General features: G+C 67.4%; 22 protein-coding genes. 6 read left to right on the top strand and 16 right to left on the bottom strand.

The features are described 5' to 3' along the window. Positions 1-126 precede the first annotated feature (126 nt). Positions 127-558 (top strand): STAS domain-containing protein, encoded by a 432-nt coding sequence (locus tag AWC08_RS29965; protein WP_065135439.1) that lies wholly within the window; start codon positions 127-129, stop codon positions 556-558. Here AWC08_RS29965 and AWC08_RS29960 read toward each other — a convergent pair. The 7 genes from AWC08_RS29960 to AWC08_RS29930 all read right to left on the bottom strand — a co-directional run bounded on the left by AWC08_RS29960 (position 542) and on the right by AWC08_RS29930 (position 6,783). Then, a complete protein-coding gene (locus AWC08_RS29960; RefSeq protein WP_065135438.1) occupies positions 542-784 on the bottom strand; it encodes a hypothetical protein in 243 nt (80 codons plus the stop codon). The two genes, AWC08_RS29965 and AWC08_RS29960, sit on opposite strands and share 17 nt — an antisense overlap. Continuing rightward, a complete protein-coding gene (locus AWC08_RS29955) occupies positions 781-1,338 on the bottom strand; it encodes a DUF3093 domain-containing protein (RefSeq protein WP_065135446.1) in 558 nt (185 codons plus the stop codon). The genes AWC08_RS29960 and AWC08_RS29955 overlap by 4 nt, the downstream gene beginning before the upstream one ends. Positions 1,339-1,349: 11 nt before the next feature. After that, positions 1,350-2,321, bottom strand: a complete 972-nt coding sequence (gene hemB, locus AWC08_RS29950; RefSeq protein WP_082986514.1) for a porphobilinogen synthase — start codon at positions 2,319-2,321, stop codon at positions 1,350-1,352. Between the two features lie 79 nt (positions 2,322-2,400). Then, a complete protein-coding gene (locus AWC08_RS29945; RefSeq protein WP_065135437.1) occupies positions 2,401-4,065 on the bottom strand; it encodes a bifunctional uroporphyrinogen-III C-methyltransferase/uroporphyrinogen-III synthase in 1,665 nt (554 codons plus the stop codon). Between the two features lie 22 nt (positions 4,066-4,087). Further along, positions 4,088-5,035, bottom strand: a complete 948-nt coding sequence (gene hemC / locus AWC08_RS29940) for a hydroxymethylbilane synthase (protein ID WP_065135436.1) — start codon at positions 5,033-5,035, stop codon at positions 4,088-4,090. Between the two features lie 13 nt (positions 5,036-5,048). Further along, a complete protein-coding gene (locus AWC08_RS29935) occupies positions 5,049-6,410 on the bottom strand; it encodes a glutamyl-tRNA reductase (RefSeq protein ID WP_069434955.1) in 1,362 nt (453 codons plus the stop codon). Between the two features lie 94 nt (positions 6,411-6,504). Next, the gene (locus tag AWC08_RS29930) at positions 6,505-6,783 is read right to left on the bottom strand and encodes a glutaredoxin family protein (protein WP_065135444.1); all 279 of its coding nucleotides are present in this window, start codon (positions 6,781-6,783) and stop codon (positions 6,505-6,507) included. A 95-nt stretch (positions 6,784-6,878) separates the two neighbouring features. On the opposite strand from AWC08_RS29930, the gene AWC08_RS29925 reads away from it, so the two are divergent. The 3 genes from AWC08_RS29925 to AWC08_RS29915 are packed head-to-tail and all read left to right on the top strand — an operon-like array spanning position 6,879 to position 9,267. Further along, on the top strand, positions 6,879-7,772 hold the full coding sequence (locus tag AWC08_RS29925) for an HAD family hydrolase (RefSeq protein ID WP_065135434.1): 894 nt from the start codon (positions 6,879-6,881) through the stop codon (positions 7,770-7,772). Between the two features lie 44 nt (positions 7,773-7,816). Beyond that, positions 7,817-8,320, top strand: coding sequence for an FAS1-like dehydratase domain-containing protein (locus AWC08_RS29920; RefSeq protein WP_065135433.1), 504 nt, complete (start codon positions 7,817-7,819; stop codon positions 8,318-8,320). A gap of 20 nt (positions 8,321-8,340) precedes the next feature. Next, a complete protein-coding gene (locus AWC08_RS29915; protein WP_065135432.1) occupies positions 8,341-9,267 on the top strand; it encodes a cyclopropane mycolic acid synthase family methyltransferase in 927 nt (308 codons plus the stop codon). Positions 9,268-9,379: 112 nt separating this feature from the next. On the opposite strand, the gene AWC08_RS29910 is transcribed toward AWC08_RS29915, so the two are convergent. The 9 genes from AWC08_RS29910 to AWC08_RS29870 form a co-directional block, all read right to left on the bottom strand. Continuing rightward, complete coding sequence (locus tag AWC08_RS29910; RefSeq protein WP_142283900.1) at positions 9,380-10,462, bottom strand: lysophospholipid acyltransferase family protein; 1,083 nt, start codon at positions 10,460-10,462, stop codon at positions 9,380-9,382. Positions 10,463-10,466: 4 nt separating this feature from the next. After that, positions 10,467-11,588, bottom strand: coding sequence for an SDR family oxidoreductase (locus tag AWC08_RS29905; RefSeq protein ID WP_065135430.1), 1,122 nt, complete (start codon positions 11,586-11,588; stop codon positions 10,467-10,469). A gap of 67 nt (positions 11,589-11,655) precedes the next feature. Next, complete coding sequence (locus tag AWC08_RS29900) at positions 11,656-11,757, bottom strand: 30S ribosomal protein bS22 (RefSeq protein ID WP_003402602.1); 102 nt, start codon at positions 11,755-11,757, stop codon at positions 11,656-11,658. A gap of 206 nt (positions 11,758-11,963) precedes the next feature. Further along, the gene (locus AWC08_RS29895; protein WP_065044559.1) at positions 11,964-12,215 is read right to left on the bottom strand and encodes a cell division/environmental response transcriptional regulator; all 252 of its coding nucleotides are present in this window, start codon (positions 12,213-12,215) and stop codon (positions 11,964-11,966) included. A 140-nt stretch (positions 12,216-12,355) separates the two neighbouring features. Further along, positions 12,356-13,234: a pyrroline-5-carboxylate reductase gene (gene proC / locus AWC08_RS29890; protein ID WP_172835201.1), complete on the bottom strand. Its 879-nt coding sequence runs from the start codon at positions 13,232-13,234 to the stop codon at positions 12,356-12,358. Positions 13,235-13,265: 31 nt separating this feature from the next. Next, a complete protein-coding gene (locus AWC08_RS29885) occupies positions 13,266-14,099 on the bottom strand; it encodes a thioesterase family protein (protein ID WP_069434956.1) in 834 nt (277 codons plus the stop codon). A gap of 1 nt (position 14,100) precedes the next feature. Next, positions 14,101-14,943 (bottom strand): sugar phosphate isomerase/epimerase family protein, encoded by an 843-nt coding sequence (locus AWC08_RS29880; RefSeq protein ID WP_065132270.1) that lies wholly within the window; start codon positions 14,941-14,943, stop codon positions 14,101-14,103. 16 nt (positions 14,944-14,959) lie between these two features. After that, positions 14,960-15,949: a hypothetical protein gene (locus AWC08_RS29875; protein WP_065132271.1), complete on the bottom strand. Its 990-nt coding sequence runs from the start codon at positions 15,947-15,949 to the stop codon at positions 14,960-14,962. Then, positions 15,946-16,965, bottom strand: a complete 1,020-nt coding sequence (locus AWC08_RS29870) for a Ppx/GppA family phosphatase (RefSeq protein WP_065132272.1) — start codon at positions 16,963-16,965, stop codon at positions 15,946-15,948. The genes AWC08_RS29875 and AWC08_RS29870 overlap by 4 nt, the downstream gene beginning before the upstream one ends. 129 nt (positions 16,966-17,094) lie before the next feature. Between AWC08_RS29870 and AWC08_RS29865 the strand changes: the two genes are divergently transcribed. Together AWC08_RS29865 and AWC08_RS29860 are read left to right on the top strand one after the other, a co-directional pair. Further along, positions 17,095-17,874, top strand: a complete 780-nt coding sequence (locus AWC08_RS29865; RefSeq protein ID WP_069435647.1) for a DUF3109 family protein — start codon at positions 17,095-17,097, stop codon at positions 17,872-17,874. Between the two features lie 119 nt (positions 17,875-17,993). Next, a partial coding sequence (locus tag AWC08_RS29860; RefSeq protein ID WP_142283899.1) for a PE family protein occupies positions 17,994-18,749 on the top strand: 756 nt, incomplete at its 3' end.

Genomic DNA, 18,749 nt, shown 5'->3' with positions numbered 1-18,749 from the left:
CGCTGAGGCGGTCGACAAGCCGCTTCTTAGCAAAGAGTTAGTCGCGGCTACCGGTCCCCTTAGGTTTCGGGGGCACCTTAGAGAGCAGGGTGTGGACGGCGCGCCGACGGGGAATGGGGCTCTTTGATGACTACCGCGATCACAGGACGCGTTTCGAGCACCGCCGAGTGTAACGGCGCCCAGATACGAGCACATTGCCGCCACCTGGCCACCGTGGTGACCATCAGCGGTGAGATCGACGCCGTCAACGTCGACCAGATCGGCGAGCACATTCGTCGTTTCGTGCTGAGCGACAATCCCGTGGTACTCGACCTGAGTGCGGTCACCCATTTCTCGTCGGCCGGAATGGCACTGTTCTGCGTGCTCGACGAGGAATGCCGCGGCGCCGGTGTGGAATGGATGATCGTCACCAACCCCGTTGTCGGCATGCTGCTCGGCGAGTCCGCCGAGGCGCCGTATCCGGTGACCGGTTCGGTTCACGAGGCGCTGCGCTATCTCGCCGACGGCATCAACTGGCGCCGCCAGCTGGTCCTGCCGCTGGTCAAGAAGTCCGCGTAGACCGCCGCAGCCGCGTCACGCCGACCACCACGAGAACACCGGCGACCGTCGCCAACAACAACGTCAGCACCAGTTGCTGGGGGTCGTAGACGACCGACATGGTGGCCGGCTGCCCGTCGGCCACCGGCGCCACCGCGACTGTCGAACGGGTCTGCAACCAGCTGAATCCCGTCGCCACCAGGGCAACGGCGGCCAACCCGAGCTCCACGACTGCGCGGGCGGTCACAGGATCGACTCGTTGTCGTCGTCGTGCGGGTCCAGTTCGTCGGCGACCTCGGCCACGTAAGGGCCCATCCGCTGCTCGACCAGTGGGGTCAGCGCGTCACGCAGATGGCGGTGACGGCGCGCCCAGGCCTGGGCGGTCCGTCCACCGCTCAACTTCAGGCCAATGCCGTAGCGGCCCCGCGGCACCCCCACCAGTTCGCCCAACGCCCGGGCCGACTGCCACTTGGCCAGGGGCTTGTCGGACTTCACCGAGTTCTCCGCTTCGGGAAACACCTTCACGATTTCGCGCACCAGGATGGTCTCGGTGCCCTGCCGCAACGCGTCCTCGGTCAACTCGACCGAGGTGTGGATACGGGCCGCCTTGACCTGCAGCGCCACGAACGCCGACACCAGCACCAGGAAGACGGACGGCACCAGCAAGGAAATCGGGACGTGGTTGACGTGCTGGATGTAGATCAGCGACGCCGCCGACAGCGGCCCCGCCAGCACCCAGTACCAGCTGGCCCCGGATTCGTAGAACAGCCGCTTATCGCGGCGTTCGGGTGTTGATTCCATGTGAGCCTCCGTCACGCCAGCCACCCCGCGGCCTCGGCGGCCCAGTAAGTCAGCACGAAATCTGCCCCCGCACGTCGAATACTGGTCAACGACTCCAGCGCCGCGGCACGTTCATCGATCCAATTATTAGCCGCCGCCGCACAAATCATCGCGTACTCCCCCGAAACTTGATAGGCGGCCACCGGGACCGGCGAGATCTCCGCCGCGGCCGCCAGCACGTCCAGATACCCGAGCGCGGGCTTCACCATCACGATGTCGGCGCCTTCATCCAGGTCGAGTTGGACCTCACGCAGCGCCTCACGGGCGTTGCCCGGCTCCTGCTGATAGGTGCGCCGGTCACCGGACAGGCTGGAGGCCACCGCCTCCCGGAACGGGCCGTAGAACGCCGAGGCGAACTTGGCGGCATACGCCAGGATCGCGACGTCGGAGTAACCTGCCTCGTCCAGACCATCCCGGATCGCGCCCACCTGACCGTCCATCATGCCGCTCGGGCTCACTACGTGCGCACCCGACTCCGCTTGCGCCACAGCCAAATCCACGTAGCGATGCAACGTCGCGTCGTTGTCCACCCGGCCACGCTCGTCAAGCACACCGCAGTGCCCGTGGTCGGTGAACTCGTCCAGACAGGTGTCGGCCATCAGGACGGTCGCGTCGCCGAGATCCTTAGCCAGATCCCGCAATGCCAGGTTGAGGATGCCGTCGGAATCGGTGCCGGCCGAACCGGCCGGATCCTTGTCCTGCTCACGCGGCACACCAAAAACCATCAGCCCCCCGACCCCGGCGGCCACCGCGTCGGCGGCGGCGCTGCGCAGCGAGTCGCGGGTGTGTTGCACCACGCCGGGCATAGACGAGATGCCCTTCGGTTCGTCGATACCGTCGGCGACGAACATCGGCAGCACCAAATGCCTTGGCTCCAGGGAGGTTTCCGCCACCAACCGGCGCAGGGCCGGGGTGGAGCGGAGCCGGCGCGGTCGCTGCCTCATTCTTGTCCGGTGACTCTGCGTCGAGGGCGTAGGTTACTCGCACGTTTGCGCCACTCATGCAGAGTCAACGCAAGGTAAGTCACCGCCTGCGGCTCTTCTTGCGCGGCGGCGGCAGCGCGCCCTCGGCCCGCAACCGGGCGGCGTGTTCGGCCAGCGCGTCGACCAGCGGGCCCACCGCGGCGGTTTCCGGTTGGACGTCCACCCGCAGGCCGAACTCGGCCGCCGTCTCGGCGGTCTTGGGTCCGATGCAGGCGATGATGGTCCGCGCGTGCGGCTTGCCGGCGATGCCGACCAGGTTGCGCACGGTGGAGCTGGAGGTGAAGCACACCGCGTCGAAGCCACCCGTCTTGATCATTTCCCGAGTGGACGCCGGCGGCGGGGCGGCCCGCACGGTCCGGTAGGCGGTGACGTCCTCGATCTCCCAGCCGCGCTCGCGCAGGCCCTCGGCCAGCGTCTCGGTGGCGATGTCCGCGCGCGGCAGCAGCACCCGGTTCACCGGGTCGAAAATGCTGTCGTAGGGCGGGAATTCGTCGAGCAGGCCCATCGAGGACTGCTCGCCGGAGGGCACTAGTTCGGGGCTGATCCCGAATGCCCGCACCCGGTCAGCGGTCGACTCGCCGACGCAGGCGATCTTCACGCCGGAGAACGCACGCGCGTCCAGACCGAACTCGCCGAACTTCTCCCACACCGCACGCACCGCGTTGGTCGAGGTGAACACCACCCACTGGAAGCGGCCGTCCACCAAGCCCTTGACCGCGCGCTCCATCTGGGCGGGGCTGCGCGGCGGCTCGACGGCGATGGTCGGCACCTCGATGGGCAGCGCGCCGTAGGACGTCAGCCGCTCGCTCATCTCACCGGCCTGGTCCTTGGTGCGGGGCACCAGGACGGTCCACCCGTACAGCGCCCGGCTCTCCCACCAGTTCAGCTTCGCCCGGCTGGCCACCGTCTTGCCGATGGTCACCACCAGCGGCCCGGTCAGCGGACCGGCCGGGTCGGTCCCACCGCCCAGGACGGCGGGGTCGGTCAGGCCCTGCAGGGTGGTCTCTACTGAACGCTGCTGGCAGGTGGTGCCCTGCGCAGTCACCACGCAGGGCGTGCTGTCGGACAGCTCGTGGTCGATCAGGGTGCGCGCGGCATCGGCCAGGTGCGACGCGGTGGCCTGCAGAATCAGCGGGCCGGGGGCGGCGGCCAAAGCCTCCCAATCCACGTCGCCCCGCACGTCGGCGACGGTATGCGAAGAACCCAGTGGCAACCCGGCGTAGGTCGGTACCGCACTGGTGGCGGCGAGGCCGGGGACGATCTCGACATGCAGGTGGGCGCGGGCGACGGCGTTGACCTCGGTGATCACCGCATCCACCGACAGCGGGTCGCCGGCCACCAACCGGACCACGTCGACGCCCGAGCGGGCCTCTGCGGTCAGGGTCTTGGCGACTTCGGCGGGGTCACCCAGCGCAGGACGGATGTCGGGGCCTTCCGAGATCACCGTGGCGGCGGTTTCCGGACTCGACGAACCGGCCGCGGTATCGGAGCTGGCGGGCACCGTCTCGGCGGGAGCCGGGCCGGATACCGGTGGCAGATCCTTACCGATCAGCGCCAGCACCGCCTCCGGCACATCGGGGTCGGTGAAGACCAGGGCGGCATTGGCCAGCACCGTGGCAGCCCGGGTGGTCAGTAGCCCGGGGTCGCCTGGACCGGAGCCCACAAAAGTGATGCGGCCCGGTGTCGGCTTACGCCCTCGCGTCATCGTTGTCGCTCCCAAGTCTCTTTCAACTTCCTCGCGCGGGGTCTTCCCGCGCTCCCCACATCAACTCTGCGGCACCCAGTTCGAACAACTCCGCGGCGACCGAGAGGCCCAACTCCCGTGCCCGATCGGAGGTGCCGATTCCGGACGCGCGGATCACATCGGATCCGTCGAGTGCCGCCACGCAGCCACGCAGCGACAGCTCTTCGAAGACCCGCCCCTCCTCATCGATGGACTCGACCACTTCCGCGATCGCGCCCACCGGTGCCGAGCAACCGGCCTCCAGTTCGGCGAGCAGAGCACGCTCCGCGGTGACCGCCGCACGTGTGTCGGCGTCGTCCAGTTCCGCCAACACAGCCGCCAAGCGACTGTCGTCGGATCGGCATTCGACGGCGAGAGCGCCCTGAGCAGGTGCTGGCAACATCTGCACCGGCTCTAGCGTCTCGGTGACGTCGTCGAGACGACCCAGTCGGGCCAACCCGGCCCGGGCCACCACGACGGCGTCAAGATCACCACTACTCACCCTGTTCAACCTGGTATCTAGGTTGCCTCGTAGGGGGCGGATTTCCAAACCGAGACCCAATGCTCTAAGCTGTGCGGCCCGTCGCGGCGAGGAGGTTCCCACCAGCGAACCGGCCGGCAACTCCCCCAGCACCAGCCCGTCGCGGGCCACCAGCGCGTCGCGCGGGTCGTTGCGCGGCGGTATGGCGGCGATGGTGAACCGAGGATCGGGCGCGGTGGGCAAATCCTTGTGCGAGTGCACCGCGACGTCGACGCGGCCCTGCTCCATCGCCTCGCGCAGCGCGGTGGTGAAGACGCCCACACCCAACTCTTCGATCGGCGCCGACGACCGGTCACCGACTGTGCTGATCGTCACCAACTCGGCGGAATGGCCATTGGCGATGAGAGCGTCCCTGACGGTAGCGGCCTGAGTGGTGGCCAGCAGGCTGCCCCGAGTGCCTATCCGGATCACGTGCGTCAATCGGTCACTCGGCCGAAGGATTTTCGAATTCCGTTGCCAGAACTTGCAATTCACCGGCTGTGGCAACGGCGTCGACAGCGGTCTGTTCCAGTTCGAAAAGCTCGCGCAGCGCCTCGGCGTAACTGTCGCCACCCGGCGCACTGGCCAGCTGCTTGATCCGCACCGTGGGCGCATGCAACAGCTTGTCCACCACCCGCCGGACCGTGCGGGCCACCTCTTCCCGCTCGGCGGAGGCCAGGCCGGGCAGCCGGTTGTCCAGGCGCAGCAGCTCCGCCTCGACGACGTCGGCGGCCCGCTGGCGCAGCGCGGTGACGGTCGGGGTGACCTCGGCCATGCGCTGGCCGGTCAGATAGGCCGCGACTTCGGCGGCGACGATGTGGCGGGCGGCGTCGACGTCGGCCGCCGCCGCGTGCGCCGACGGTTCGTGCTGCACCCGATCCACGTCGACGACCAGGACGCCGGGTAGCCCGGCCACGGCCGGGTCGACGTCGCGGGGCATGCCGAGATCGCAGATGACCAGGGGCTTCGCCGCCTCGTCGCGGCGTGCGTTCACGAGAGCGTGGTGAACGTCGGCCAGCGACACCACCGGGCTGACCGCCCCGGTACAGCTGACCACCACATCGGCGTCGGCCAGCGCGTCGGCCACCCGATCCAGCGTCAGGGCCTCGGCCGGTATGCCCGAGGTCTCGATGCGGTCCGCCAGCCGCGTGGCCCGGGCCAAGGACCTGTTCAGCACATGCACCCGGCCGATGCCGGCCCGGGTGAGGTGGGCCGCCGCGAGGGCGCCCATCGCTCCGGCGCCGACCACCACGGCGGTCTTGCCGGCGAGTGTGCCCAGCTTGTGTTCGGCGATGTCGAGGGCGACCGACACCACTGAGGCGCCGGCGGCGTCGATCGCGGTTTCGGAGTGCACCCGCTTACCGACCGACAGCGCGCGCTGCGCCAGCTCGTGCAGCACCCGCCCGACCGCGCTGTTGGCCTCGGCGCTGGCATAGGCGCGGCGCACCTGCCCCAATACCTGCTGCTCGCCGACCACCGCCGAATCCAGACCGCTGGCCACCGCGAACAGGTGCTCGACGGCGGCCTCGCTGTAGCGGACGTAGGCGTGCTTGGTCAGGTCGCCCATCGGCAACCCGGAGTATTCGGCCAGCACCTGGCCGATCACCGACAGCCCGCCGTGAAACGCCTCGACGACGGCGTAGACCTCGACGCGGTTGCACGTCGAGAGCACCATGGCCTCGCTCACCAGCGGCGACTGCAGCACCGAGTCGACGATCTTGATCTGATCGGACTCGTCGATACTGAGTTGTTCCAGCACGGAGACCGGCGCACTGCGGTGCGAAACCCCGAAGAGCAGGATGCTCACGGCAGCATCACCTGGCCCGCTCCCTTGCAGCTTTGGAAAGTGAACTACTACCTACGGTAGACGGTTGTCAGGTGGGCTACCAAATATCGAGCGCTCACGGTCGCGGGACGGCGAGATCAGCCCGCAACCGCGGTTCGTCGACCTCCCAGTAGCTGTGCTCCCGACCATCGAGCAGCACCACCGGCAGCCGATCGCCGAATTCGGCCCGTAGCTCAGGCTTTCCGGCCTGCGCGGCGGCATCGACGTCAATGCTGGCGAGGTCGAAGTCGAGCTCTTGGGCCAGTTCGGCCAACTGCGTGTGCATCCGGTCACAGATCGGGCAGCCGGCGCGGGTCAGCAGTTGTACCTGCGGTCGGCGGGCGGACGTGACCATGGCCACCAGTGTCGCATTCGCCCCGCCCTGGGCGGATAGGGTTGGTGTCGGCTCGACAGCTCGCACCGACTTGGGAGGTTTGGCGCATGTCTTCCATGGCTTCCTCTGAACCCGTGAGCGGCCGCGTCGACCTGGAGGCATTGGCCGCCAACGCTAGTGCCGAACGTGCGCTGGAAGGGCTGCGCGAAGATGCCGAAACTGAGCGTCCGCAGCCGCCCGTCGATCTGACCGCCGCGGCTTTCTTCGATGTGGACAACACGCTGGTGCAGGGCTCCTCAGCGGTGCACTTTGGGCGCGGGCTGGCCGCTCGGGACTACTTCACTTACCGAGACGTCCTCGGATTCGTCTACGCGCAGGCCAAGTTTCAGGTGCTCGGCAAGGAGAACAGCCAAGACGTGGCCGCCGGCCGGCGCAAGGCCCTCGCCTTCATCGAAGGCCGCTCGGTCGACGAGCTGGTGCGGCTGGGCGACGAAATCTACGACGAGATCATCGCCGACAAGATCTGGCCCGGCACCCGCGAACTCACCCAGATGCATCTCGACGCCGGCCAACAGGTCTGGCTGATCACCGCCACCCCCTACGAGCTGGCGGCGACCATTGCTCGCCGGCTCGGCCTGACCGGCGCCCTGGGCACGGTGGCCGAATCGGTCGACGGGATCTTCACCGGCAGGCTGGTAGGCGACATCCTGCACGGAAGCGGGAAGGCGCATGCGGTGCGTTCGCTGGCGATCCGCGAGGGGCTCAACCTCAAGCGCTGCACGGCGTACTCCGACAGCTACAACGACGTTCCCATGCTGTCCCTGGTGGGCACCGCGGTCGCGATCAACCCGGACGCCCGCCTGCGCACTCTGGCCCGCGAGAAGGGATGGGAAATCCGCGACTTCCGCACCGCCCGCAAGGCCGCGCGCATCGGGGTGCCGTCCGCCCTGGCGCTGGGCGCGGCGGGCGGCGCGCTGGCGGCTCTGGCATCCCGCCGGCAATCGCGCTGATAAGCTGCGCCGCTGAGCTAACTCTTCGATCGGAAAGCGGCGGCATGACTGTTCCCCAGGGAGCCGAAGGAATCATCGGTAAGCACTACCGGCAGGAAGACTACTTCGTGGTCGGGCGCGAAAAGATCCGTGAGTTCGCCCTTTCGGTCAAGGACGAAAACCCGATCCACCACGACGAGGCCGTTGCCGCCGAAGCGGGCTACGACGCGCTGCCGGCGCCGCTGACGTTTCTGGCCATCGCCGGTCGACGCGTTCAGCTCGAGATCTTCACCAAATTCAGCATCCCGATCAACATCGCCCGGGTCATGCACCGCGACCAGAAGTTCAAGTTCCACCGCCCGATCGTGGTCGGCGACGAGTTGCACTTCGACACCTACCTGGACTCGGTGATCCAGTCCCACGGCACCGTCCTCGCCGAGATACGAAGTGAAGTGACGGATGGCGAAGGCAAGCCGGTGATCACCAGTGTGGTGACCATGCTGGGCGAAGCGGCGCAGCACGACGCGGACACCGAGGCGACCGTCGCTGCAATTGCATCCATCGGATAGCGGCAGGTAGCGTCACTTTAATGACATCAGAAGGCACAACGGGGGGCACCCAGCTGCACCCGCCGGTCGAGGCGGTGCAATCGCATTACGACCGTTCCAACGAGTTCTTCAAGCTGTGGCTCGACCCGTCGATGACGTACAGCTGCGCTTACTTCGATGAGAACCCGGACATCGACGCGCCGCAGACCAAGACTCTCGAAGAGGCACAGTTCGCCAAGCGCAAGCTCGCGCTGGACAAGCTCAACCTCGAGCCCGGTATGACGCTGCTCGACATCGGGTCCGGCTGGGGTTCGACCATGCGGCACGCCGTCGAGCACTATGACGTCAACGTCATCGGCCTGACACTCAGCGAGAACCAGCTCGCCCACTGCCAGCAGAAGTTCGACGAGATGGACAGCCCGCGCCGCAAAGAGGTTCGCCTGCAGGGCTGGGAACTGTTCGACGAGCCCGTCGACCGCATCGTGTCGTTGGGTGCATTCGAGCACTTCGCCGACGGGGCCGGTGATGCGGGCTACGAGCGCTACGCCACCTTCTTCAAGAAGTACTACAGCTTGCTGCCCGATGACGGTCGTTTCTTGCTGCACTCCATCGTGGTGCCCACCGCCGAAGAGGGTAAGGCGATGGGGCTCAAGACCACGATGAGCCTGCTGCGCTTCATCAGCTTCATCCTGCGGGAGATCTACCCCGGCGGTAAGTTGCCTCAGGTGGAGCAGGTCGACCGCTACTCGACCGAGGCCGGCTTCAAGATCGAGCGCCACCACTTCATCGGCAAGAACTACGTGCCGACGTTGAACACGTGGGCCGACGCGCTGGAAGCGAACAAGGAAAAGGCCATCGAGCTCAAGGGCGAGCAGGAGTACGAGACCTTCATGAAGTACCTGCGCGGCTGCTCGGACCTGTTCCGCGACGGCTACACCAACGTCTGTCAGTTCACCCTGGTGAAGTAGCCCGCACTTTCTGCGCGAGCAGACGCGAAAGCCCCGATTTCGGAACGAAATCGGGGCTTTTTGCTGGGGGCACCTCCCGCTTGCGGGGGACTGCTCGCGGGGCTGGGCGGGCTCAGCCGAAGAAGATGTTGCGGCGGCCGGCAAGCAGCCGGTACAGCGTCTGCTGGATCGTCTCGCGCACCTGATCGGTCAGCTCGAAGGTGACCATCGGGTCCTCGGCGTCGCTGGGGGCGTAATCGGCGGTCTGGATGGGCTCACCGAAGGCGATCCGCCACTTGGACGGCAGCGGCACCAGGCCAGCCGGGCCCGCCAGCGGGAACAGCGGCGTCACCGGGAAGTACGGCAGGCCAAACAAACGTGCCAGCAACTTCACGTCGGTCAGCATCGGGTAGATCTCTTCGGAGCCGATGATCGAGCACGGCACAATCGGCGCCTTGGTGCGCAGCGCCGCCGAGACGAAGCCACCGCGGCCGAACCGCTGTAACCGATAACGGTCCTCGAAGCGCTTACCCAGCCCCTTATAGCCCTCCGGGAACACCGCCGTGAGTTCGCCGGAAGCAAGCAACCTGTGCGCGTCGGCAGTACAGGCCATGGTGTGACCGGCTTTCCGCGCGGTCGACGAGATCACCGGCAGGTCGAACACCATGTCGGCGGCCAGTAGGCGCAGATCCCGCTGCGCCGGGTGTTCGTCGTGCACCGCCACCGACAGCATCAGGCCGTCGAACGGCAGCACCCCGGCGTGATTGGCGACGACCAGCGCCGCCCCGTCGCTGGGAATGTTCTCGATGCCGCTGACTTCGACCCGGAACCACGAGTTGAAGAAGAACCTCAGCAAAGGCCGAACGATCGCGTCGTTGAAGTGCGGATCGAATCCGAATTCGTCGACGCTGTAGTCGCCGAGCAGTCGTTGCCGGAAGAATCCGGCTACGGCGGCGACGCGCTGAGCGAGATCGTTGAGCGACGGTTCACCGGTAGACGACCCGCCGGCAGCGCGGCGGTGCTCGTCGATCTCACGGACGACGGCGGCGATCTCTTCGGCCGATGCGCGGCCAGTCGGGTCGGAAAGCAGCGACGGGTGTTGCCGCGATTGGTCGGTCCGTTGATCGGCACGGCGGCGCGCCGCTACGCGACCCCGATTACTGTGCAGTGGAATAACATTCGCTCTGGTTTCACCCGCCACGTTATCTACCCAAATCTATCTACGACCCCGCCCACGGAATGGGATTTCGGCTACCCCAGCGCTGCGCCACCGCTATGGCACGACCCTCCCAGGAGCGTACCCGATGCGGGTCGATAATGGGAGTCAAGCTGCGGCCGCGCACGTAGTCGTCGAATGCCTCTGCCGTCGACCATTTTGGCTGGTAGCCGAGTTCTGAACGCATCCTGGTGGTGTCCATCACGCGGCCGTAACTCAGGTAGGCGAATTGCTCGCGACTGATCTCGTTGTAGCGATTCGCGCGCCGCAGCGAATCGAGAGCCCACACGCCAAAACCCGGTACTGGCAAGGGAATTCGGCCCGCACGACGAATCGCCTGAGACAACATGATGATCCCGTCGGCACCGATATTGAAGGTGCCGGCCCGACCGGCCATCGCGGCACGCTCCAGCGCGCCCAACGCGTCCTGCTCGTGCAGCAGCTGTAGCCGGGCGTCACGGCCGAACATCGTCGGCACCAAAGGCCCCGCGAGATAACGCGACAGCGAGGTGTCCATGGCCGGGCCGATCATGTTGGCCAACCGCAGGATGGTCACCGCGATGTCGGGGCGACGCCGGCCCAGACCGCGCACGTAGCCCTCGATGTCGAGGCTGTCCTTGGCAAACCCTTCGCGGAAGGGCCGACGGCTGCTGCTGTCCTCGGTGAACATCACCGGGTCATGCGGGCTCGACCCGTACACCTCCGACGTCGACTTCAAGACCACCCGGCGCACCGACGGCGCCTTCTGACAAGCAGCGAACAGCTGCATTGCGCCCATGACGTTGAGTTCCTTCAACGCTGCCGTGCCGCCCGATCGCGGCGCGTACGAGGCGGCCGCCGCGTGCACCACCGTGTCGACGTCGCCGTTTCGAATCACCTTCGCGATGAACGGATTCCGGATATCGGCGCGGACGAACTCCGCGCGGCCCATCCGGCGCAGCATGTCTTTGCTCGGCGCGATCGCATCCACCGCGATGACGCGGTTGATGAGCGGGTTCTGCACAAGGCGAGCGGTCAGGTAACCGCCCAGGAACCGGCATGCACCAGTGACCAGCACCACCTTCGGGTAGTGCACCGTGTCGCTGCCGCTGATCCCCCCACCGTCCTGGCCGTTCGACGAATCCACCTTGACAGCCTAGCGACGAGGGGGAACGGAGGCGTTACGGACGGGTGACGGTACCCGCGGGCAGAACTTACTTGCCAAGTTTTCTGCGCTGCACCCGAGTGCGACGTAGCAGCTTGCGGTGCTTCTTCTTCGACATACGCTTGCGCCGCTTCTTGATTACTGAACCCATGAACTCCGCTATCTCACCGGCCGTCTAAGACCCCAAAAGGACCCAGCTACCTTACCGAACCCGGGGGGCGCAACACCAAACCGGCCGGATGGCCGGCGTTGACCGTGTGGATCCTCGTCCTCATCGAGCCTGAAGTTCTGCAGGGCTCGTCTCGCACTTTTCCTGCAGATCTTCAGGCTGAGCGAGTCTCAAGCTCCCGCAGATGTCTAGCCGGCGTCGAAGTACGACGTCTCCAGCATGTCGTGGACCGCCTTGGCGTGAACCCGGAAGGACCGGCCGACCCGAACCGCGGGCAGCTCACCGTTGTGCACCAACCGGTACACCGTCATCTTCGACACCCGCATCAGCGCCGCGACCTCCGCGACGGTGAGGAACTGTGTCCGGGATTGCGCGGCGTCGGCCGAACCGGCCGCCTTACCTGCAGAGTCCCGTGCCGACGGCCCATTCGTTGACGTCATCGCAACCCAATCGTGTCAGGCCCGCGCAATGCCAGCGGCTTCCCCTCCGCTGGCACCCACACGTGCATACAAAGAGGAGAATAGCGGGACTAGTGGGGTTACTGGTACTGGTGAGAGACAATCAGTCCAAATTTCTTGAATTATTCCGATGTAATTCTCAGCTGCTCAGAGCGGTTTTTCGCGGCCTGCACCGCCGCGTCGACAGCCACCCGAAATCCGCCTCGTTCCAGGGCCCGCAGCCCGGCCGCGGTGGTGCCACCGGGTGAGGTGACCGACGCCCGCAGCTGTGCCGGCGAGGTATCGACCCGCAGACCGATCGGCTCCCCGTCGACCGGCGCGCGACCTTCATCCATCCGCTCCAGCAGCATCGCCGCCGATCCCGCCATGGTCTGCGCCGCCAGATCCGTGGCCACCTGGCGGCTCAACCCCACCGCGACACCGGCATCCACCAAGGCTTCGACCAGCAGGAAGAAGTACGCCGGACCGGAGCCGGACACCGCAGTCACCGCGTCCATGTGCTGCTCGGAGACGGTCAGCACCACGCCGACCGCGTCGAACAGTGCGGACACCTCTTCCAGTTGCGTCGGGCTGACGAACCGGCCCTTGGCCAGCGCCGTCACCCCGGCTCCCACCAGCGCCGCCGCGTTGGGCATCGCCCGGACGACCGGCGTCCCGGCCGGCAGCTTTGACTCGAAATAGGTGATCGTGATGCCCGCCGCCACGGTCACGAACACCTGCTCGGCGCTGTCGTGCTCGGCCGCTGTCGCCGCGGCGGCGAGGTCGTCGATCACCGCCTCGACGTCGGCCGGCTTGACCGCGACTACCACGAACGTCGCATTCTCTGTGGCGTCCTTGACCGACGTCACCACCAGTACGCCGTAGGTGTCCGAGAGGTATTTGGCCCGGTCCGGCATCCGTTCGGCCACCACCAGGTCTTTGACTTGCCGGCCGGCCCGCAGCAGGCCGGACAACAATGCCTCACCGATGCTGCCGCCGCCGATGATCGCGATTCTTGCCATGCCGGAGAGCATTCCAGACACAGCGCCCGCGTTACCGGGCAGGAGGGACCAGGGCGAGTTGGCGGGACTGGACCACGATGCGCCCCGCGGAGTCGACGACGGTGTGGTCCTCGTCGAACCAGTCCTGCCCGATCTCGACGCAGCTGGCGATCACCCGTAACCACCCGTCGACGGGCAGCGAGCGCAGAAACGCCGTGTATTGGACGGTGGGCGCCCAGCCGGTGCGGTCCACCGCGAAGGTCACCGGCGCCGACAAGTCGCCGCACAGCAGCGCGAACAGCCCGTCCGGGGCGACGCCTCGCGGACGCACCCACATCTGCATCAGCGGTGGACGCCCATCGTTCGACGGCTGCATCGTCGACACCAGCGGGCGGATATCGCAACCGGCACCCAGGTGCACCAGTCCGGCCAGCCGGTGCCCGGGCCCGATCGGCTGGACATCGTCCGGCGGTTCCGGAGCCATCAGGTCCAGCACCGGATTCGCTGACAGCAGCGGCTCGCTGTGACCCGGGAGATGGTGTTCGGGCTCACCCAGCGTGACCACCGCGTGCACCGCGGTGCGGTCGCCCTGGACCAGCTCGACGTCGGCCACGCTGATCCGGCGGCCGCGCTTGCGGATCGCGGTCACCAGCCGCACCGGTCCCGGGTCGGGGGCGGACAGGAAGTTCACCGACACCGCGACCGGCTGCAACGTGTCGCCGCCGAATGCCGTCCGGGCCGCCTTGGCGCACAATGCCACCATCACCCCGCCGTGCAGCTTGGTGCCGATCGTCCAGTGCTCGGTCAGCTCGCCGACGAATGCCGGGCCGTCCGGGCCCGAGTCGACTTCGCGCAGCGCCATGGCCGCGGTGAACAGTGCGCTCATATCACCGCAACAAGTGGGTGCGGGCGAATTGCAGCGACTCGACCAGCATCGCTTCACGCTCAGAGGCCGACCGCGCTCCCGAGGTGGACACTTCCAGCACCACATGACCGGTGAAGTCGCTCGCGGCCAGCATTTGACACACCTCGGCCGTCGGCTGGGTGCCGCGGCCGGGCACGAGATGCTCGTCGGCGGGCAGGCCGCTGCCGTCGCACAGGTGCAGATGGGTCAACCCCGAGCCCATCCGCCGCGCCATCTCCAACGAGTCGGTGCCGGCGGTAGAGGTGTGCGAGAGGTCCAGCGTGTAGTGCGCGTGGTTGCCGTCCAGCGGGTCGTAGGACGGTGCGAAGGCGGAGATCGCCGGGCCGGGTCCGCCTCCACGCCGGCGCATCCGTTCGCGGCTCTGATCACTGCCGAAGAACCGGTCGGCGCGGAACGGAAACATGTTCTCCACCGCCACCATGACGCTGCTGGACTCTTCCAGGGCCTTGACCTGTTCGCGGAATCCCTCGGCATAGCGCCGTTGCCACCGAAACGGCGGATGCACGACGACGGTCTGGGCGCCCAGCTGTTCGGCGGCGCGCACACTGCGGTCCAGCTTCACAATCGGGTTCGCGCCCCACACCCGCTGCGAAATCAGCAAACAGGGGGCATGCACCGACAGCACCGGCACGCCGTAGCGCCGAGACAGCCGCCCGACGGCGTCGATGTCCTGGCTGACCGACTCTCCCCACACCATCAACTCGACGCCGTCATAGCCGAGTCTGGCCGCATACTCGAACGCGGCCTCGGTTCGCAAGGGGTAAACCGAGGCCGTCGACAAGCCGACTTTGATTGCTGGGCGCACTGTGTGTCTGAGGCGCCTAACCGGTTTGCAACAGGGCCATCGGTCCCAGGGTGATCAGCGCACCCACAGCGACCGCGATCAAAGTGCTGGCGATGTCCTCGGTCTTGCGGACCACCCGGACGCCGACCACCAGACCGAGGATCACCAGCACCGAGAGCACCAAGGCCACGATGGAGTTCCATCGCCACAGCTGGTCGAACGCGATGAACAGACCGGCGCCGAACGCAACGGCCAGGATTGACTGCAACACGGTCAGGGCGGCACGTCCCAGTGCCGCGGCCGTGCTTCCGGAGCGGCGCGCCGGCGCTTGCACGCCGGAGTCGGGCTCACCCTCGTCCACCGCCGTGCGCTCGCTGCGCCGGCGGGCCACCTCGTCGGCGATTGACTGTCCGCCGAACAACGTGTGTTCGGCGCCGTCGTCGGACTCCTGCAGATACGAGCGCACGTACGCGGAGTCCTCGACCGGCACCTCCGCCTCGCTGATCTCACTGTCCAGGACGTCCACCGAGGCGTCGGTGTAGTGCCCGACCGGATCCGGACTCATACTGTCGGCGCCGGATTGCTGCCCGGCGGCGGCGCTTACTTCCTCCAGATGGCGCACGGGCCGCGGGTATTCGCTGCGCTCGGGCCCGGACCTGCGGGGAGCGAGCGGTTCCGACTTGGGCCAGCGTGGCTCGGGTTCGGCCCAGTACGCGGTCGTGGGCTCGGGTTCGGCGTCGGCGGTGGTGGTGACGGCCGGTTCGGGCACCTGCTCGACGACGGGTTCGGCCGGCGGGGCAACCGGGGGCCTTGCCGCCGCGGCAACCGGAGCCGGCGGCGGTGTCGGCGCCGGACGGTCGTCACGGATGATGGGGATCTCGCCGGTCAGTTCGGCGACGGTAACCGAGTCGTCACCGCGGCGACGCCGGCGCCGGCGCGTCACCGCCGGAGCGCCGATGGTTCCATTCCTGGCCAGCAGTTCGGCCACCGAGATCTGCTTGGTGTCCTCGGAGTCTGGTTCGGTCATGGTTTGTTGCCTCTCGATCGGTTAGACGAGTTCCGATCAACTAACTGACGTCCAGCATCCCGCACCGACGTCTCCACCAGTGCCGTCCCGTCGGCTTCGGCATCGAGTTTGCGCAAGATGAGACCCTCCCGTAGCGCCCACGGGCAGATATCAACCTGTTCGATCGACAGCGCTCGCATACTCGCCTCCGCCACCAGAGCACCGGCGACGATCTGCGGTGCCCGCTCGGCGCTGACTCCTTCCAGTTCTGCCCGGTCAGCGGTCGTCATCCTAGAGATGAAAGATATGAGTTGTCTGAGGCCGTTTGCTGTGAGGGTGCGCTTCACCCGCGGGCCGGCAGCCGACGGGGCGGCACCGGTGAGGCGCGCCAGCGACCGGAAGGTCTTAGATGTCGCCACGGCGAGGTCGGGGACGCCGGCGTCAAGGACGGTCGCGCCGGCTTCGGACAGCTCGGCGTCCAGCCAGTCACGCAGCATCGCGACCCGGCGCCGGCCCGGCGGGTCGTCGGGCAGCCATTCGCGGGTCAACCGGCCCGCGCCCAACGGCAGCGACATCGCGACCTCGGGCTCCTCGTCAACCCCGCTGGACACCTCGAGCGAGCCGCCACCGATGTCGAGATTGACGATGCGTCCGGCACTCCATCCGAACCAGCGCCGCACCGCCAGAAAGGTCAGCCGCGACTCGTCGACTCCGCGCAGCACCTGCAGCTCGACGCCGGTTTCCTTGCGGACCCGGGCCAGCACGTCGTCGGAGTTCTCCGCATCCCGAACTGCGGAGGTCGCGAAGGCCATCAACTCGGCACAGCCGGAGCTGACCCCGATCTTGGCGAACTCGTCGATGGTGGACACCAGCTTGTCGGCACCGCGCTTGGTGATTTTGCCCGAGCTGTCGGTGGCCTCGGCCAGGCGCAGGGTGGCTTTCGTCGAACTCATGGGCGTCGGATGCCCGCCGCGGTGCGCATCCACCACCAGCAAGTGGACGGTGTTACTGCCCACGTCCAACACACCCAATCGCACGCATTCAAACTAGTCGGGGTGACGACGCGCCCGTCTCGCGACCCGCTGCGCAGCGCCTTGCCGACGGCTTCAAAGCGAGTGGCCCGACGTGCCCGGTGGTCACCGGGATCGTGGACTAACGTTGCACCCGTGGCGAACTGGCGGCCCGGCCAAGAGGTCGATCTGGATTTCACCCGCGAATGGGTGGAGTTCTACGACCCCGACAATCCCGAACACCTCATCGCGGCCGACATGACCTGGCTGCTGTCCCGGTGGACGTGTGTGTTCGGCACTCCGGCCTGTCAGGGCACTGTCGCCGGGCGCCCGGACGACGGTTGCTGCTCGCACGGGGCGTTCCTCTCAGACGACGACGACCGTGCCCGGCTGGACGACGCCGTGCAGAAGCTGACCGAGGACGAATGGCAGTTCCGCGACAAGGGTCTGGGCCGCAAGGGTTACCTGGAGCTCGACGAGAACGACGGCGAGCCGCAGTACCGCACCCGCAAACACAAGAACGCCTGTATCTTCCTGAATCGCCCCGGGTTTCCCGGCGGAGTCGGGTGTGCGCTGCACAGCAAGGCCCTCAAGCTGCAAGTCCCGCCGCTGACGATGAAGCCGGACGTGTGCTGGCAGTTGCCGATCCGGCGCAGTCAGGACTGGGTGACCCGACCCGACGGGACGGAGATCCTCAAGACCACCGTCACCGAGTACGACCGCCGCGGCTGGGGGTCCGGCGGGGCAGATCTGCACTGGTACTGCACCGGCGATCCGGCCGCACACGTCGGCCCCAAGCAGGTGTGGCAAAGCCTGGCCGACGAACTCACCGAGTTGCTGGGCAAAAAGGCGTACGCGGAGCTGGCCGCAATGTGCAAGCGCCGCAGTCAATTAGGGCTTGTCGCGGTGCATCCGGCCACCCGCGCCGCGCAGTAGCGCCCCGCAACGCGAGCAGGCTTGCTGAAACCAATCACCGGCCGATCTGGCGGCGCTAATATCGCACGACTGGTTCCGGGCCGATTCGGGTTGCGCCTGGACAGGACAGGGAGTCGACCGTGTCTTTTGTGGTGTCCAGCCCCGATGTGGTGGCGTCGGCAGCGAGCGATCTGGCTCGACTTGGTTCAACCATCCGGACGGCCAACAGCGCCGCGGCGGCAACCACAACGCGGTTGCTGCCGGCGGCGGCCGACGAGGTGTCGACGGCGGTGGCGGCGCTATTCGGTCAACAGGCACAGAGCTATCAGGCGCTGAGCCTGAGAGCTGCCGCTTTCCATGAGCAGTTTGTCGCGGCCATCACGAGCAGCGCGGCGTCATATGCCACCGCCGAGACGGCCAACGCCGGACCCCTGCAGCTTCTGTTGGACGCCATCAACGCCCCTACCCAGACCCTGCTGGGTCGCCCGCTGATCGGTAACGGCGCGGCAGCGCCGGCAGGCAGCGGGCAAAACGGCGGAGACGCCGGGATATTGATCGGCAACGGCGGAAATGGCGGCTCCGGGACCCTCAACCAGGGTGCCGCCGGCCCCGGCGGCAACGGTGGGGCCGCCGGGCTGCTGTGGGGCCGAGGCGGTAACGGCGGGGCGGGCGCGAACAGCGGGAACCAGGCCCCCGGCGGTGCCGGCGGCAACGGCGCGGCCGGCGGACTGTTCGGCAGCGGCGGTAATGGTGGCGCGGGCGGCAGGGGTGGCCCCGGTGACATCGGAGGCGTCGGCGGTGCGGGCGGTGCCGCCGGATTTTTCGGCAACGGCGGCACCGGCGGCAGCGGAGGCGGCGGGGGCAGTGCCGGTGCCGCCGTTGCCGAAAAATCCGGC

The sequence above is a fragment of the Mycobacterium gordonae genome (genome assembly GCF_002101675.1).
GTDB classification, from domain to species: Bacteria; Actinomycetota; Actinomycetes; order Mycobacteriales; family Mycobacteriaceae; genus Mycobacterium; species Mycobacterium gordonae.
The sequence above is the reverse complement of the archived record's forward strand: the minus strand, read 5'-3'. Positions and strand labels throughout refer to the sequence as shown.